The sequence below is a fragment of the Phascolarctobacterium succinatutens genome (assembly GCF_958453765.1).
Lineage (GTDB): Bacteria > Bacillota > Negativicutes > Acidaminococcales > Acidaminococcaceae > Phascolarctobacterium_A > Phascolarctobacterium_A succinatutens_B.
In genome coordinates this window covers 110,932-124,466 of sequence record NZ_CAUDZA010000001.1, presented here as the reverse complement: position 1 = coordinate 124,466, position 13,535 = coordinate 110,932, and the positions used below count along the sequence as shown (strand labels likewise).

13 protein-coding genes are annotated in these 13,535 nt (G+C 48.7%); 10 read left to right on the top strand and 3 right to left on the bottom strand.

The features are described from left to right. Nucleotides 1-27 precede the first annotated feature (27 nt). The gene (gene atpD / locus Q7Q81_RS00560; protein WP_021719232.1) at nt 28-1,440 is read left to right on the top strand and encodes a F0F1 ATP synthase subunit beta; all 1,413 of its coding nucleotides are present in this window, start codon (nt 28-30) and stop codon (nt 1,438-1,440) included. Between the two features lie 3 nt (nt 1,441-1,443). Continuing rightward, complete coding sequence (atpC, locus tag Q7Q81_RS00555) at nt 1,444-1,854, top strand: ATP synthase F1 subunit epsilon (RefSeq protein ID WP_210685050.1); 411 nt, start codon at nt 1,444-1,446, stop codon at nt 1,852-1,854. Between the two features lie 161 nt (nt 1,855-2,015). Here the strand turns inward: atpC and Q7Q81_RS00550 are convergent, their stop codons facing one another. After that, nucleotides 2,016-3,062, bottom strand: a complete 1,047-nt coding sequence (locus Q7Q81_RS00550; protein WP_304272840.1) for an AAA family ATPase — start codon at nt 3,060-3,062, stop codon at nt 2,016-2,018. Between the two features lie 185 nt (nt 3,063-3,247). Between Q7Q81_RS00550 and Q7Q81_RS00545 the strand changes: the two genes are divergently transcribed. The 7 genes from Q7Q81_RS00545 (at nt 3,248) to Q7Q81_RS00515 (ending at nt 11,457) form a co-directional block, all read left to right on the top strand. After that, nucleotides 3,248-3,952 (top strand): helix-turn-helix domain-containing protein, encoded by a 705-nt coding sequence (locus Q7Q81_RS00545; RefSeq protein ID WP_304110827.1) that lies wholly within the window; start codon nt 3,248-3,250, stop codon nt 3,950-3,952. A gap of 171 nt (nt 3,953-4,123) precedes the next feature. Then, nucleotides 4,124-5,530: an aminopeptidase gene (locus Q7Q81_RS00540; protein ID WP_304272837.1), complete on the top strand. Its 1,407-nt coding sequence runs from the start codon at nt 4,124-4,126 to the stop codon at nt 5,528-5,530. After that, nucleotides 5,527-6,216: a hypothetical protein gene (locus Q7Q81_RS00535; RefSeq protein ID WP_304272833.1), complete on the top strand. Its 690-nt coding sequence runs from the start codon at nt 5,527-5,529 to the stop codon at nt 6,214-6,216. Before Q7Q81_RS00540 ends, Q7Q81_RS00535 begins: the two co-directional genes overlap by 4 nt. A 171-nt stretch (nt 6,217-6,387) precedes the next feature. Next, a complete protein-coding gene (locus tag Q7Q81_RS00530) occupies nt 6,388-6,573 on the top strand; it encodes a hypothetical protein (RefSeq protein WP_009144962.1) in 186 nt (61 codons plus the stop codon). 159 nt (nt 6,574-6,732) lie between these two features. Beyond that, nucleotides 6,733-7,998 (top strand): UDP-N-acetylglucosamine 1-carboxyvinyltransferase, encoded by a 1,266-nt coding sequence (murA, locus tag Q7Q81_RS00525; protein WP_304272829.1) that lies wholly within the window; start codon nt 6,733-6,735, stop codon nt 7,996-7,998. Between the two features lie 13 nt (nt 7,999-8,011). Continuing rightward, nucleotides 8,012-9,037: a rod shape-determining protein gene (locus Q7Q81_RS00520; RefSeq protein ID WP_210685046.1), complete on the top strand. Its 1,026-nt coding sequence runs from the start codon at nt 8,012-8,014 to the stop codon at nt 9,035-9,037. Nucleotides 9,038-10,062: 1,025 nt separating this feature from the next. Next, nucleotides 10,063-11,457: a phosphodiester glycosidase family protein gene (locus tag Q7Q81_RS00515; protein ID WP_304272826.1), complete on the top strand. Its 1,395-nt coding sequence runs from the start codon at nt 10,063-10,065 to the stop codon at nt 11,455-11,457. A gap of 85 nt (nt 11,458-11,542) precedes the next feature. Here Q7Q81_RS00515 and Q7Q81_RS00510 read toward each other — a convergent pair whose 3' ends face one another. Together Q7Q81_RS00510 and Q7Q81_RS00505 are read right to left on the bottom strand one after the other, a co-directional pair. Then, the gene (locus Q7Q81_RS00510) at nt 11,543-12,136 is read right to left on the bottom strand and encodes a L,D-transpeptidase (protein ID WP_304272823.1); all 594 of its coding nucleotides are present in this window, start codon (nt 12,134-12,136) and stop codon (nt 11,543-11,545) included. A 24-nt stretch (nt 12,137-12,160) separates the two neighbouring features. Next, nucleotides 12,161-12,955, bottom strand: a complete 795-nt coding sequence (locus Q7Q81_RS00505; RefSeq protein ID WP_304272821.1) for an SH3 domain-containing protein — start codon at nt 12,953-12,955, stop codon at nt 12,161-12,163. Between the two features lie 268 nt (nt 12,956-13,223). On the opposite strand from Q7Q81_RS00505, the gene Q7Q81_RS00500 reads away from it, so the two are divergent. Next, nucleotides 13,224-13,526, top strand: a complete 303-nt coding sequence (locus Q7Q81_RS00500; RefSeq protein WP_021720697.1) for a hypothetical protein — start codon at nt 13,224-13,226, stop codon at nt 13,524-13,526. The last annotated feature ends 9 nt before the right edge of the window (nt 13,527-13,535 follow it).

The window sequence follows — 13,535 nt, the reverse complement described above, 5'->3', positions numbered from 1 at the left end:
TAGATATTTCGTAGGGAGGCTAAAACCTTGAATACAGGTAGAATCGTACAAGTTGTAGGCCCTGTTATCGACGTAGAGTTTCCTCCTAAAAGCATGCCTGCTATCCTCAACGCACTGCACATTGACGGCACCACCGATGAGGGTAAAGTAAAAATCCACCTGACCGCAGAAGTTATGCAACACATCGGCAATAACATTGTCCGCGCTGTTGCTATGAGCTCCACCGACGGTCTGGTTCGTGGCATGGAAGTTGTAGATACCGGCGCTCCTATCAGCGTTCCGGTTGGTCCTGGTGTACTGGGCCGTATCTTCAACGTTTTAGGTGAAACTGTAGACCATGATGACACTCCGGTTGAAGCAGCTGATCACTGGCCTATTCATAGACCGGCTCCGAGCTTTGACCAACAGGCTACAGCTACTAAAATTTTGGAAACCGGCATTAAAGTCGTTGACCTTATCGCTCCGTATGCAATGGGCGGTAAAATCGGTCTGTTCGGCGGTGCTGGCGTAGGTAAAACCGTTATTATTATGGAGCTTATCCATAACATTGCTACTGCACACGGCGGCTATTCCGTATTCGCAGGCGTTGGCGAACGTACTCGTGAAGGCAACGATCTGTGGGGCGAAATGAAAGAGTCTGGCGTTATCAACAAGACTGCTCTTGTATACGGCCAGATGAACGAGCCTCCTGGAGCACGTATGCGTGTTGGTCTGACCGGCCTGACCATGGCAGAATACTTCCGTGATGTTGGCGGCCAGGACGTACTGCTCTTTATCGATAACATTTTCCGTTTCATTCAGGCTGGTTCCGAAGTATCCGCATTGCTCGGCCGTATGCCTTCCGCAGTAGGTTATCAACCTACTTTGGCAAACGATATCGGCGCACTGCAAGAGCGTATTACCTCCACCAAGACCGGTTCTATCACATCCGTACAGGCTGTATATGTACCTGCGGATGACTTGACTGACCCGGCTCCGGCAGGCACCTTCGCTCACTTGGATGCAACCACCGTATTGTCTCGTCAAATCGCAGAGCTTGGTATTTATCCGGCAGTTGACCCGCTCGACTCCACCAGCCGTATCCTCGATCCGCTGGTAATCGGCGAAGAGCATTATCATGTTGCTCGTGGCGTACAGGCTATCCTGCAACGTTACAAAGAATTGCAAGATATCATCGCAATTCTGGGTATGGAAGAATTGAGCGAGGAAGACAAAGTAACTGTTGCTCGTGCTCGTAAGATTCAGAAGTTCCTCAGCCAGGCATTCTTCGTTGCTGAACAGTTCACCGGTACCCCCGGTCAATATGTTCCTCTGAAGGAAACCATCCGCGGCTTCAAAGAAATCCTCGAAGGCAAGCATGATGACCTGCCGGAAGGTGCTTTCTACATGGTTGGTACCATTGATGACGCTGTTGCCAAGGCTGCAACTATGAAGGATTAACAGATGGCTACTCCGTTTTCTTTTGAAATTGTCACGCCGGATAAGATGCTGTTCGCTTCTGAAGAAGTAACTTATGTGGGTTTCCGTGCTTTGTCCGGTAATCTGGGTCTCAAAGCTAGACATATGCCTATCATTGCGACCATGGATATTGCGCCGATGAAGCTGGAGTTCACCGACGGCAGCGTTAAAGAATTTGCTGTTTGCGGCGGCTTTCTGGAAATGAAAGACAATAAATGCACCGTTCTGGCAACTATTGCCGAAGCTGATGCAGATATTGATACCGCTCGTGCAACCGCAGCTAAAGAACGTGCAGAGCAACGTCTTGCTTCCAAGAGCGAAGACATTGACACTGTTCGTGCCGAAAACGCGCTGAAGAGAGCTGTTGCCCGCTTGCGTACTACTCACAAGCTGTAATAAGCATTGCGACAATGCCAAAAAAATTACCCCCGTCCGTCAGGGCGGGGGTTTTTATATGCGCGGAAAACGAATTTTCCGTGTTGTTTGTTGTTACTTAGCATAAGCAGGCTGCAGGTGACAGTGTTATAGCTAAAAAAGCGTCACAGCGTCACTAAGCGTCACGCGGTTTTGGCTTCCAGCTTTTGCAAGGTAATATCAGAGCCTTTATTAGCACGCTTATGATGATAATAAACTCCATAGTCTTGATAAAGTCTGTCAACTTTGACATTGAGCCTGCGGGTAAGAATGTGGGGCTTCATATCATCAGTACTTATATTAAGGTCCTGCAGCATTTGCGTTGCGCTGCCGCGCCAAATTTTATTCTCGCCGCTTACTAAAGCTGCTACCTGTTCCAGCAGCATATCTTTAGGTTCCTCCCATAATTGCTGGTTGGAACGGATAAACTGCCAGGTACAGCTTTCCGACGAAAAATCAATAATAATTTCCTGGTCCGGCAGTTCTCTGCCCACAATGTTTAACTGGGCACGCTTGTCGGTACGGTTTTTCTTTTGCAGAATCATTGCCCCGTCGGCAGCACCAAGCAGGCCGGTAGTGCCGGAAATCATATCAAATTTATCTTCCGCCTCCATTTTTCTGGTGTGATGAACAACAATAATACAAATGTTATGGCGGCAGGCTATTTCCTTGAGCAGGGTAATAATGTGATAATCCGAAGCATAGCTGTAGGCTGCACTGCTGAATTCACGGATTTTTTGCAGAGTATCAATAATTATCAGCTTGGTAGCAGGCTTGCTTTGCAGAAAATCCGTTAATTGTTCTTCAAGTCCCTGATTTAAGCTGTCGGCCTTGGTAGCTAAATATAAATTGGCGTTACCTTCTACACCGAACATGCGCGAAAAACGTTTTTGCAGACGCACCAAGTCATCCTCCAATGATAAGTACAGTACGGAAGCAGGTGTTACCTTATGGTTAAAAAATTCCATGCCTGCGGCAACATGGTAAGCAAGTTGAGCCATGAGGAAGGATTTGCCTGTTTTGGGCGGTCCCGCCAAAATATACACACCGCTGTATAAAAAATTGTCGATTAAGGCTGTGGCCGGTGTGTAGCTGGTGTCATACAGATCGGGCAGACTGACTGCTTCCAGAGAAGAGGAGCAAGCAGATGTTGGACTGTTGGGGGGATAGAATACATTGTCTTTTTGCATTTCAATACACTCCTTTAACAAATATAGTTAGTAAAATACTAACCTGTTTAGTACTTATCTTGATGATACTAAACTATTAGAGTAAAGTCAAGCGAAAAGAAAATTTTTCATAAACTTCTTTGCTTAAAAAAGAAAAGGTGCTATACTATACTTAACAAAAAAATTAAGTAGGAGGTGCTTGGCGGATGATAATAAGAAATAATATCGGTGAACGCATCGGCTTCTTTCGCCGTTTACATAATTACACCCAAAAGGAATTAGGAAAATTACTGGGCTTTAGCGATAAAACCTGTGATGTACGTGTTGCCCAATACGAATCGGGTGACAGGGTGCCCAAAGAAGAGATGCTGAAAAAAATTGCCGCTATATTCGGAATCAGTCCTTACGCTTTAAATATACCGAATATAAGAACCTGGGCGAGCAGAATGCATATTTTCTTTGCTATGGAGGATAAATACGGCGCGGAAATTAAAAAGATAGATGATGAATATTACTTGCGGATTGAAAAGACCTATCCTGAGCACCCAACTATAACCGGTGTCAGAAATGCGGTTTTACAGGAATGGGTTGACATGTATTCCGCTTTGCAAAAGGGTGAAATCAGCAGGGAAGAATATGACAGATGGCGTTATAACTATCCGCTGCAGGGAGAATACGGATATATTACCTTCGGGCGCGATGAGGAGGAAGAAGTTGCCACCTATCCCGAGAAGTATTTTTCTCTGCTTAACCTGCAGCAGGATGTACAGAATCTTGCTGACGAAAATCAGGAAATCGACGAAGAAACTATTACTGATTTAGAGGCACGCTATAAGGATGCCGAAAGGATTATCAGTCAGGAGCTGGCGGAGCTGCGCCGGGCGATTGAAAGGGCCAAGCAGAGCAAGTGACGCTTAGTGACGCTGTGACGCTATTGCAGTGGGTAGAGGGATAAAAAGAGCTTGCGGAAGCTCCGATTGTATACATTTCCCTTCCTCTCCCCAAATGGTGCCATTTGTGGTATTATTTACATAGTGTCGTTTGGCACCGCTTACTAAAGTTGATACAAGGAGTGATAGATTATGACAACTGCAAAGGAATTGCAAAAGAATTTGACATGGGAATTCCCCCATATCGCTAAGAAGAACACTGCTGCCAAGGAAGCAGCGTTCGCCTACTGCGAAGGCTATAAGGAATTTTTGGATACAGCTAAAACAGAGCGCGAATTTACCGCGAAGGCTGTAGAAAAGCTGGCAGCCGCAGGCTATGTTCCCTTCGAGGAAGGCAAGGCATATAAACCCGGCGACAAGGTTTATTTTGTAAACCGCGGAAAATCTCTGGCTATGTCCACCTTCGGTACAGCACCGCTGGAGGCAGGCGTGCGCCTGAACGCTGCGCATATCGATTCTCCTCGTCTGGATTTGAAACCGAACCCGGTATACGAAAACCATGAGATGGCTTATTTCAAAACGCATTATTACGGCGGTATTCGCAAATATCAGTGGGTAACCGTGCCTCTGGCTATGCATGGCGTTATCATCAAAAAGAACGGCGAGATGGTGAAGGTATGCGTGGGCGAAAATGCCGGCGATCCTGTATTTTGCGTAACCGATTTGCTGCCGCATCTTGGCGCTAAGCAGAACGAGCGCAAGCTGAGTGAAGGCATTAAGGGCGAGGAGCTGAATATTGTTATCGGCAGCCTGCCTTTTGTTGACGAAGGCGAAGAAGAAGGCGTAAAGGATACCGTAAAGCTGAACGCGCTGGCACTGCTCAACGAAATGTACGGTATTACCGAGCATGATTTTATGCGTGCGGAAATTGAATTTGTTCCCGCAACCAAGGCGCAGGATGTAGGTCTGGACCGCAGCCTGATCGGTGCCTACGGCCAGGATGACAAGGTTTGCGCTTATACTGCACTGACTGCGGAAATTGATACTAAAGCACCGTACTACACTACTGTTACGGTTTTGGCTGATAAAGAGGAAATCGGTTCCTACGGCAACACTGGCCTGAATTCTGATTTCGTGCTGCACTATCTGGAGGATTTGGCAGCAACTCAGGGTGCGAACATCCGCAAGCTGCTGCGCAATACTACCGCACTTTCCTCCGATGTTAACGGTGCCTATGACCCGAGCTTTGCTTCCGTATACGAAGAGCGCAACAGCTGCTTTGTCAACAAAGGTCCTGTGTTGACAAAATATACCGGTGCTCGCGGCAAATCCGGCTCCAACGATGCCAGTGCCGAAACGATGGCCAAGGTTATCAGCATTATGGATGAGGCTGATGTTTTCTGGCAGATTGGCGAGCTGGGCGCTGTTGATGAAGGCGGCGGCGGTACCGTTGCATTGTATGTTGCTGCTATGGATATGGACGTAGTCGATCTTGGTGTGCCTATTCTGTGCATGCATTCTCCGTTCGAGCTGAGCTCTAAGCTGGATGTTTATTACACCTATAAAGCATTTGCTGCTTTCCTGGAGAGCGACAAATGAATACAGCAGCTGTAACAGCTTTGCTTGCAGGCAAGGAGCCTGTGCGCGTACTTGTTCTGGCCTCTGAAAAAGAAGCAGCAGAGCTGGCGGATTTGGGACTTCCTGTAAATACTGTTGACAGCAGCTTATCGATGCAGCATCTGGCAAGTGCAAAACTTGCTGCCGAGCGTATGCTTGGCAAGGCCGGCAGGCTGCAGGTAATGACAGTGACGCGTGAGGAGCCACAGGCTACGGAAGCAGAGCGGGCGCTGATTTATGCGATGCTTGTGCGTTGCCGTAAGGTTATCAGCTGCCGTGACAAGCTGGAGGATATGCTGAAATTTGACGACCGCGAGGGCTGGAATGAATATAAGGCTGCTTATGAAAATAAGGTGCTGGATATTTTTAAGGCTACCTGGCGGGCGAAGGATGTCTATCCCTATAACATTATTGACAATATCAAAGAGTACAACAAAAATGAAAGCTATATTTTAAAGCAGCTGTATTGGCATCTGGCAGAGCGTACTCCGGGCAGGATTAATGACGGTGACGCCAGGATGATTAACGAGCTGCGGCAGATGTTCAGCGATATCAGCATCAGCCTGCTGGCACCGGATGCGGTGCTTGTGGGTGATGTGGCGCAGGACGCGCAGCTTGCTGCGTTGGCGGAAATGTTTGTCGGTAAAGCCGAAATTATCAGGCTGTAAAGTTAAGCCGTCCGGCGGGATGCTCCTGTCGGGCGGTTTTTGCGTTTTGTCACAGATTTTTCCTTGCATATTAAACTTGCTTATAGTAGACTATAATATGTAGGATTAGGCAAGGCCGCATGCTTCTTGAAGAGAAGCACAAGATATATAAGTAAGGACGGTGACTGTAAGATGGCTGATATCGTAGAAAGTCTGGCAGGAAATAAAATGCTGATGCTGAAGCAGGATATAGCTTTTTTGCGCAAGCGTCTGGCGGAATGTGCTGATGAGGATGCTAAAAAGGCTATCCGCAGGGAATTAATGGAGAAGGAAACCTATTATAATATTTTAGCAGACCGCCAACGGGTGAATTTCTGAGCCGGAAGCAGTGCCGGCTTTTTCTTATAAGGTCGGGCGAAATGTGCCTGTGGCAAAATTTTCCGGCTTTTTATTAAGTCTTGAAAAGAGCCTGTGTTTGATGATAAAATATTTGTTACGGAAAAATTTTTCCGACTTCGCATATGCAGGAGGGTTATTTTGGAAAAACTAATTGTGAAGGGCGGAAACCGCCTCGTTGGTGCAGTTAAAACCAGCGGTGCGAAAAACGCTGTACTGCCGATTATTGCAGCTTCTATCCTGGGAACTACCCCAAGTCATCTTGATGAAGTTCCGATGCTGGAAGATGTGCATACTATAAGTGAAGTTTTAAAATGTCTGGGACTGTCTGTAGAATGCAGTCCGGAAAAGAATGTGCTGGATATCGACAGCACTGAGATAACCTCGTATGAAGCACCGTATGAGCTGGTGCGTACCATGCGTGCGTCCTTTCTGGTAATGGGACCTCTGCTGGCGCGTATCGGTAAAGCGCGTATTTCTATGCCCGGCGGCTGCGCTATCGGTGCTCGTCCGATTGATATTCATCTCAAGGGCTTTGAGGCTCTGGGTGTAAAAATCGAACAGGGACATGGCTATATTGAAGCAAGTGCTCCCGAGGGACTGAAGGGTACCAGCATTTATTTTGATTTCCCGAGCGTAGGTGCTACCGAAAATATTATGATGGTAGCTTCTCTTGCTGAGGGTACTACTATTTTGGAAAATGCTGCCGAAGAACCGGAGATTGTCGATCTGGCCAACTATCTGAATAAGATGGGTGCCAAAATCCGCGGTGCCGGTACCGATACTATCCGCATTGAGGGTGTAGACAAGTTGCATGGTGCAGATTATACCATTATTCCGGACCGTATTGAGGCAGGCACTTATATGATTGCTGCTGCTATGACCGGCGGTGATATTGTTGTGGAAAATGTTCTGCCGGAGCACCAGAAGCCGCTGATTGCCAAGCTGCGCGAGGCAGGTGCCGTGGTAGAAGAGGATATTGATAAGGTGCGCGTTATCGGCAAGAATCAGCTGAAGGCCGTATCTATCAAAACTCTGCCTTATCCGGGCTTCCCGACTGATATGCAGGCGCAGATGATGGCGATGATGGTTATTGCCGAGGGCCGCAGCAAGGTTACGGAAACTGTTTTTGAAAATCGTTTCATGCATGTGGTTGAGCTGAACCGCATGGGTGCACAGATTTCTACCGAAGGCCGCAGTGCCGTTATCGACGGTCCCTGCAAGCTGACAGGCTGTGATGTGCGCGCAACCGATTTGCGTGCCGGTGCAGCTATGATTCTGGCAGGCCTTGTGGCCGAAGGTACGACACGTATCGGCGATTTGCACCATATTGACCGTGGCTACGAGAACATTGTTGCTAAGCTGAAAAATCTGGGTGCGGATATTGAACGCGTAGATGTAGATTAAGGAGATATGACTAATGTTTAAAAGTATGGATATCGGTATTGATTTGGGTACCGCTAACATTCTTGTTTATGTCAAGGGCAAGGGCGTTGTCCTGAAGGAGCCTTCTGTTGTGGCTATTGACAAGGTGCGCAACAAGGTGCTGGCTGTGGGCGATGATGCCAGAGAAATGCTGGGACGTGCTCCCGGCAGTATCGTTGCTATCCGTCCGCTGAAGGAAGGCGTTATTGCGAATTATACGGTAACGCAGAAGCTGCTGGCTTACGTTATTGAGAAGGTTGCGGGCAAGAGCCTGTTTTTCAAACCGCGTGTTATGACTTGTGTGCCTATCGGCATTACTTCTGTAGAAAAGCGTGCTGTTATGGAGGCTACTACCCAGGGCGGTGCGTCTAAGACTTATCTGATTGAGGAGCCGCTGGCTGCTGCTCTTGGCGCCGGTATTGATATTTCTGTACCGCGCGGCAACATGGTTGTTGATATCGGCGGCGGTACTACCGATATAGCTGTGCTGAGCCTTGGCGGTATTGTTGTGGATTCTTCTATCCGTATCGGCGGCGATCATTTTGATGAGGCTATTGTGCGCCATGTGAAGAAGGTACATAATGTGCTTATCGGTGAACGTACTGCTGAGGAAATCAAGATGAATGTTGCTACTGTTATTACTGATGGTCGTCATGAGTCTATTACTGTGCGTGGCCGTGATATGGTTACCGGTCTGCCGACTACCTTCAGCGTAAGTTCTGAGGATTGCCGTGTGGCGCTGGAGGATGCTGTTGCTTCCTTGATTGCTACTGTGCGTGGTGTTCTGGAAAAATGCCCGCCTGAGCTGGCTGCGGATATTGTTGATAACGGTATTTATCTGACCGGCGGCGGTGCGCTGCTCGACGGTCTGGCTGAGATTATGCAGCGTGAAACCGGTATTACTACGCATATTGCCGATGATCCGTTGGAGTGTGTGGCTCTTGGCACTGGCAAGGCGCTGGAGAATCTGGATAAGCTGCATCCTGGTACTGTTTATACTGCGTCTAATCTGGTTGATTAATTTTGGGGAGGAGCTGCCTTTGGCAGCTCCTTTTGTGTAGATGTGAAGAAGAATCTTGGGCGTTCCGCCAGCCTTCTAGCCTCTCCTTGGGGAGAGGTGGCATCGCGCAGCGATGACGGAGAGGGGACTGCGAGCGTCGCAATTAAATATCGTTCCAGTCAGCAGCAATTTTCCCGTGCCATAGGGCACAACGCAAATTTCGTGTGGAACCAGGACGAAGCTTCGGTAAAATTTGACAGACAGTAACAGAAAGTTACGTACCCTTGCTTCTATGGTTCCAGACACTCATTTGCTAAAATTGCTATTCCTTACACGATATATAAATTGCTCGTTAGAGCGTTCTGCTAACTTTCTTGCCTGCCCCTTGGGGAAGGTGCCGAGCGAAGCGAGGCGGAAGGGGGTAGTGCTGCGTAATTGACATATCGTTCCAGTCAGCAGCAATTTTCCCGTGCCATAGGGCACAACGCAAATTTCGTGTGGAACCAGTACGAAACGTGCGGCGCCGATTTTGTTCGCAAGTAACTTTTAGTTTTCGGTTGCCTTGTTTCTATGGTTCCAGACACTCATTTGCTAAAATTGCTATTCCTTACACGATATGTTAATTGCTCGTTAGAGCGCTCTGCTAACTTTCTTGCCTGCCCCTTGGGGAAGGTGCCGAGCGTAGCGAGGCGGAAGGGGGCTGTGTGCTGCGTAATTGACATATCGTTACGCTCAGGAAAAATTTTTCCGTGCCCACAGGGCACAACGCAAATTTCGTGTGGAACCAGTACGAAACGTGCGGCGCCGATTTTGTTCGCAAGTAACTTTTAGTTTTCGGTTGCCTTGTTTCTATGGTTCCGGACACTCATTTGCTAAAATTTTTATTCGCTGCACGGTATATCAATTACTTGCTTTGGTGTTCTGCTGTCCTTCTTGCCTGCCCCTTTGGGGAAGGTGCCGAGCGTAGCGAGGTGGAAGGGGGCTCACAACGCTCTAACGCATTCTTCTTCCTTCTGCCTTTGTTTTTCTTTTAAGAGGTCCTGAATATGAATTTCAAAAAACTGATATGTTCTGTTCTTATGTTGGCTGCGCTGTGTGCCGCTCCGCTCGCGGCGAGCGCCGCTCCCGTTACAGCGGTACGCAGCAGCGTTAGTCCTGCGCGAGTACGTCTGGTGTTCGACAGCAGGGAGCCTGTTAAATATACTGCCGAAAAAAACGGCTTGCAGCTGGTGGTTACCTTGCCTGATGGCACGGCGCTGGCGCAGAATCCTGTGTTTAAGCAGGATACGGTGATTAAAAATATCACTGTACCTGTCAAAAAGAAGAAAAAGGCCCAGGTTGTTATAGATTTAACGAAGGATTGCCAGTACAAGCTGTATAACCTGAAAAATCCTGACCGTCTGGTGCTGGATATTTACCGCATTCCTATCAGCAAAACAACGACGCAGCTGGCTGGTGGCGTTACCTATACCTATGCGCAGGAGGAGCTGAACGGAAGGCCTATAGTAAGCTATTTGGTGAGCGTTGCGCCTTCGGCACGCCTGGAGCTGAGGCCGTTTTCTGCCGCAGGCATGTATAACGGACGCGGCAGCCTGGCTAAGCAGGCAGCACAAAGAGGTCTTGTGGCTGCCATTAACGCGTCGTATTTTGACACCGACGGCTGGGTTATCGGCAATGTTAAGGACAAGGGCAATTTTGTCGCTATGGATGCTACGCCGCGCAGCGGTTATGTAGTGCAGGGCAACGAGCAGAAGATTGTGCGCGACATTGCCTACACCGGCAGCGTAACCCTTCCTGACGGCAGAGCGCTGCAGCTGAAGGGCATGAACCGTGCGCGCATTGCCAATGATTTGGTGCTGTTTAATTCCTATTACGCTACATCGACCAAAACGAATCAGTACGGGCGTGAGGTGAAAATCAAAAACGGTCGCGTTGTTGCTGTTTCCACAGCAGGCAATATGCCTTTGGAGCCAGGATGCGCAGTGCTTTCCGGTCATGGCACAAATGCGGCTGCTTTGGCAGGCCTGCGCCTGGGCGACCATGTAATGCTTACTCAGAGCCTGGGCAGCAGCATTGCGGATGCGGCAACAACTGTTGTGAGCGGTGGTCCGCTGTTGGTAGAAAACGGCAGGGTGAATGTGCGCACTGCGGAGGAGCAGATGGCTCCCGATATTGCGCGTGGCAGAGCACCCCGTACTGCAATCGGTCTGAAACCGGACGGCACGCTTTTAATGCTTGTTGTTGACGGCAGAAGCAGTGCTTCCGCAGGTATGACGCTCGCGGAGCTGGCACAGTATTTTGTGAAGCTGGGTGCGGTGAGCGCTGTCAATTATGATGGCGGCGGCAGCAGCGAAATGGTCATCAACGGCAAAATCGTCAACAAGCCTTCGGACGGACGCGAGCGTTTGGTGAGCATCGGTCTGGGATTGTTCATCAAATAAGCTGGTTATATAGGTAAAATAAAAAACAAGGGGCGGTCACGCGTTAGCTGTGACAGCTCCTTGTTTTGTTGTTGCGGGTTATAGCTTAATCCTCGGTGATGATTACGCCGGTGCCGATGCCGCCGTTATCGCTGCAGACGAGCTCCTTAAGGCTTTGGATATCCGCATTGCGCAGGCGGATGCAGCCTTCGGAGGCCATGGTGCCGATAGAGGCGGGGTCGTGCGTACCGTGAATGCCGATGCCTATCCAGCCGGTGTCCAGCGAAAGGAACCAGGGACCGTAGGCACCTTCGATTACGCCCTTGCCGTCACCGAAATCATGTGTCCAGTAATGTGCCGGGCAAACCTCCTCGATGCGGAAGGGAACCAGCGCTGAAGGCACGCCGACTGCCGCACCTGTGTAGTAGGAGGGGATAGCTGCTGCACTGCCCCAGGAGGTGGGGGTGCGGTTGTCGCCGGTGTATTGCTTGTCACCGGGATTTTTGGCAACAGCGATAGGATAGCTGCAGACTGCTTGCTCTACGCCCTGCTGATAGACGTCAAGGCGGTAGCTTTGCTTGTGGATGCAGATGAGATATCTGGCGTTGCCGAACAGGGAAGACGCAGGCGCCGCAGCTGCTAAGCCGCAGCTTAGCAGCAGGCAGACGCTAAATATTAAACCTAAAAGTTTTTTGAGCATTGCTGATACTTCCTTAATGCTTATTTAGCAGGCTACGCGTACAAAATCTGCACTTACATAGCCAACCTCGCCTTGAGCGTTAATAGCCTTCCACCATTGGCGTCCCTCGGCTTCGAATGCGCCTTCTAACGGTGCTATTTCTTCGCCGGACATCAGCGAATCAATTACATTGCTGTCCGTGGAGGGGGCGGTGCGGAAGTTTACATAGTCGCCGGTTAAAACCAGTCTTACGCCGGGAGCCCAATAGCTGTCCATGTTTTCAAATTTGCTGTAGAGGTTGGATATTCTTTGATTGGAGTATTGCAAACTTTCGGCAGACATGCTGTCCCCGTATTGAGCATAGCTTTTGCTGGCAGGGATAGAGTGTGCATTTTCGGTGCGGAGCTCATCGTAGGTACTGATAAAGGCATTGATATATTTTTTGTTGTCATAAATAGTAGTCAGCCAGTAATCACCGTCACCGGAATCGGCTTCGCCCTTGGCGCTGAAGCTTACTGTGGCGCCGTTGCTGTTTTGCTGCACATCATACATCTGCAAGGCGGCAAAGGCAATAGCTTTGGCCTCCATATCACTGATGTAGATGCCTTTGCGGCTGAAGCAGGGAGCGACATATTCCTCGGCATAGTTTACGGTCATGGTATGCTTTACATCAAAGCGGGTATTTTTCAGCAGAAAGGCTTCTGTTCTGCCGCAGCGGGAGTCAATCTTAGTAGGGAGTCTGCTTGCAGAGGTATTATATATTGCTGCCTCCATAACAGATGTGCCGGTGAAGAGCATTGCTGCTGCCAGTGCTCCGATAGCAAAATTTTTGATTTTCATAACAACATCTCCTTTCCGGATGTGGAAATTATATTCTTTGATGCTTATATTATAGCTAAAAAAACGCTTTTGCACCCTACCCCAAAGGGTGATTTCGGGTAGGATAGGCAAAAAAAGCGTAAAAAATTATGTGCCGGTAATTTTTTAACTGCAGATGATTTTCATAATGTTTTATTTAAGAGCTGTTTACAGTCTGTTCACTTGTCAAAATATTGCTGAGGCTGTATAATTTATGTTAGAGAAATATATCTGAAATGAGGTGAGTCACATGGGTAAAAAGTTAATAGTGATTTTGACTATTGCCGCTTTAGGCATCTTTACACTTGCTGCCGTTGGCTGTGCTGCTGTGACTGACCAGCGCGCCGCTGTCAGCGGTATTGTAGTTGCCGATGGACTGGTACAGGAGGGCACCCAGGTTAAGCAGGGTGACATTCTGGTAAAGGTAAAATCTATAGCTGGCGGCAGTATTGCTGCTGCACGTGCTACAACTGCAGGTAAGGTTAGCCAGGTACTGGTTAAACCCGGTGATAAGATTGAGGCACAGCAGGTTGTAGCTAAGGTTAGTGAATAACGGTAAAGA

What these genes read in the sequence shown, in the direction of transcription:
- atpC (WP_210685050.1), top strand. Translation starts at nt 1,444, where the DNA reads ATGGCTACTCCGTTTTCTTTTGAAATTGTCACGCCGGATAAGATGCTG.
- Q7Q81_RS00550 (WP_304272840.1), bottom strand. Translation starts at nt 3,062, where the DNA reads ATGCAAAAAGACAATGTATTCTATCCCCCCAACAGTCCAACATCTGCT.
- Q7Q81_RS00545 (WP_304110827.1), top strand. Translation starts at nt 3,248, where the DNA reads ATGATAATAAGAAATAATATCGGTGAACGCATCGGCTTCTTTCGCCGT.
- Q7Q81_RS00540 (WP_304272837.1), top strand. Translation starts at nt 4,124, where the DNA reads ATGACAACTGCAAAGGAATTGCAAAAGAATTTGACATGGGAATTCCCC.
- Q7Q81_RS00535 (WP_304272833.1), top strand. Translation starts at nt 5,527, where the DNA reads ATGAATACAGCAGCTGTAACAGCTTTGCTTGCAGGCAAGGAGCCTGTG.
- Q7Q81_RS00530 (WP_009144962.1), top strand. Translation starts at nt 6,388, where the DNA reads ATGGCTGATATCGTAGAAAGTCTGGCAGGAAATAAAATGCTGATGCTG.
- Q7Q81_RS00520 (WP_210685046.1), top strand. Translation starts at nt 8,012, where the DNA reads ATGTTTAAAAGTATGGATATCGGTATTGATTTGGGTACCGCTAACATT.
- Q7Q81_RS00515 (WP_304272826.1), top strand. Translation starts at nt 10,063, where the DNA reads ATGAATTTCAAAAAACTGATATGTTCTGTTCTTATGTTGGCTGCGCTG.
- Q7Q81_RS00510 (WP_304272823.1), bottom strand. Translation starts at nt 12,136, where the DNA reads ATGCTCAAAAAACTTTTAGGTTTAATATTTAGCGTCTGCCTGCTGCTA.
- Q7Q81_RS00505 (WP_304272821.1), bottom strand. Translation starts at nt 12,955, where the DNA reads ATGAAAATCAAAAATTTTGCTATCGGAGCACTGGCAGCAGCAATGCTC.
- Q7Q81_RS00500 (WP_021720697.1), top strand. Translation starts at nt 13,224, where the DNA reads ATGGGTAAAAAGTTAATAGTGATTTTGACTATTGCCGCTTTAGGCATC.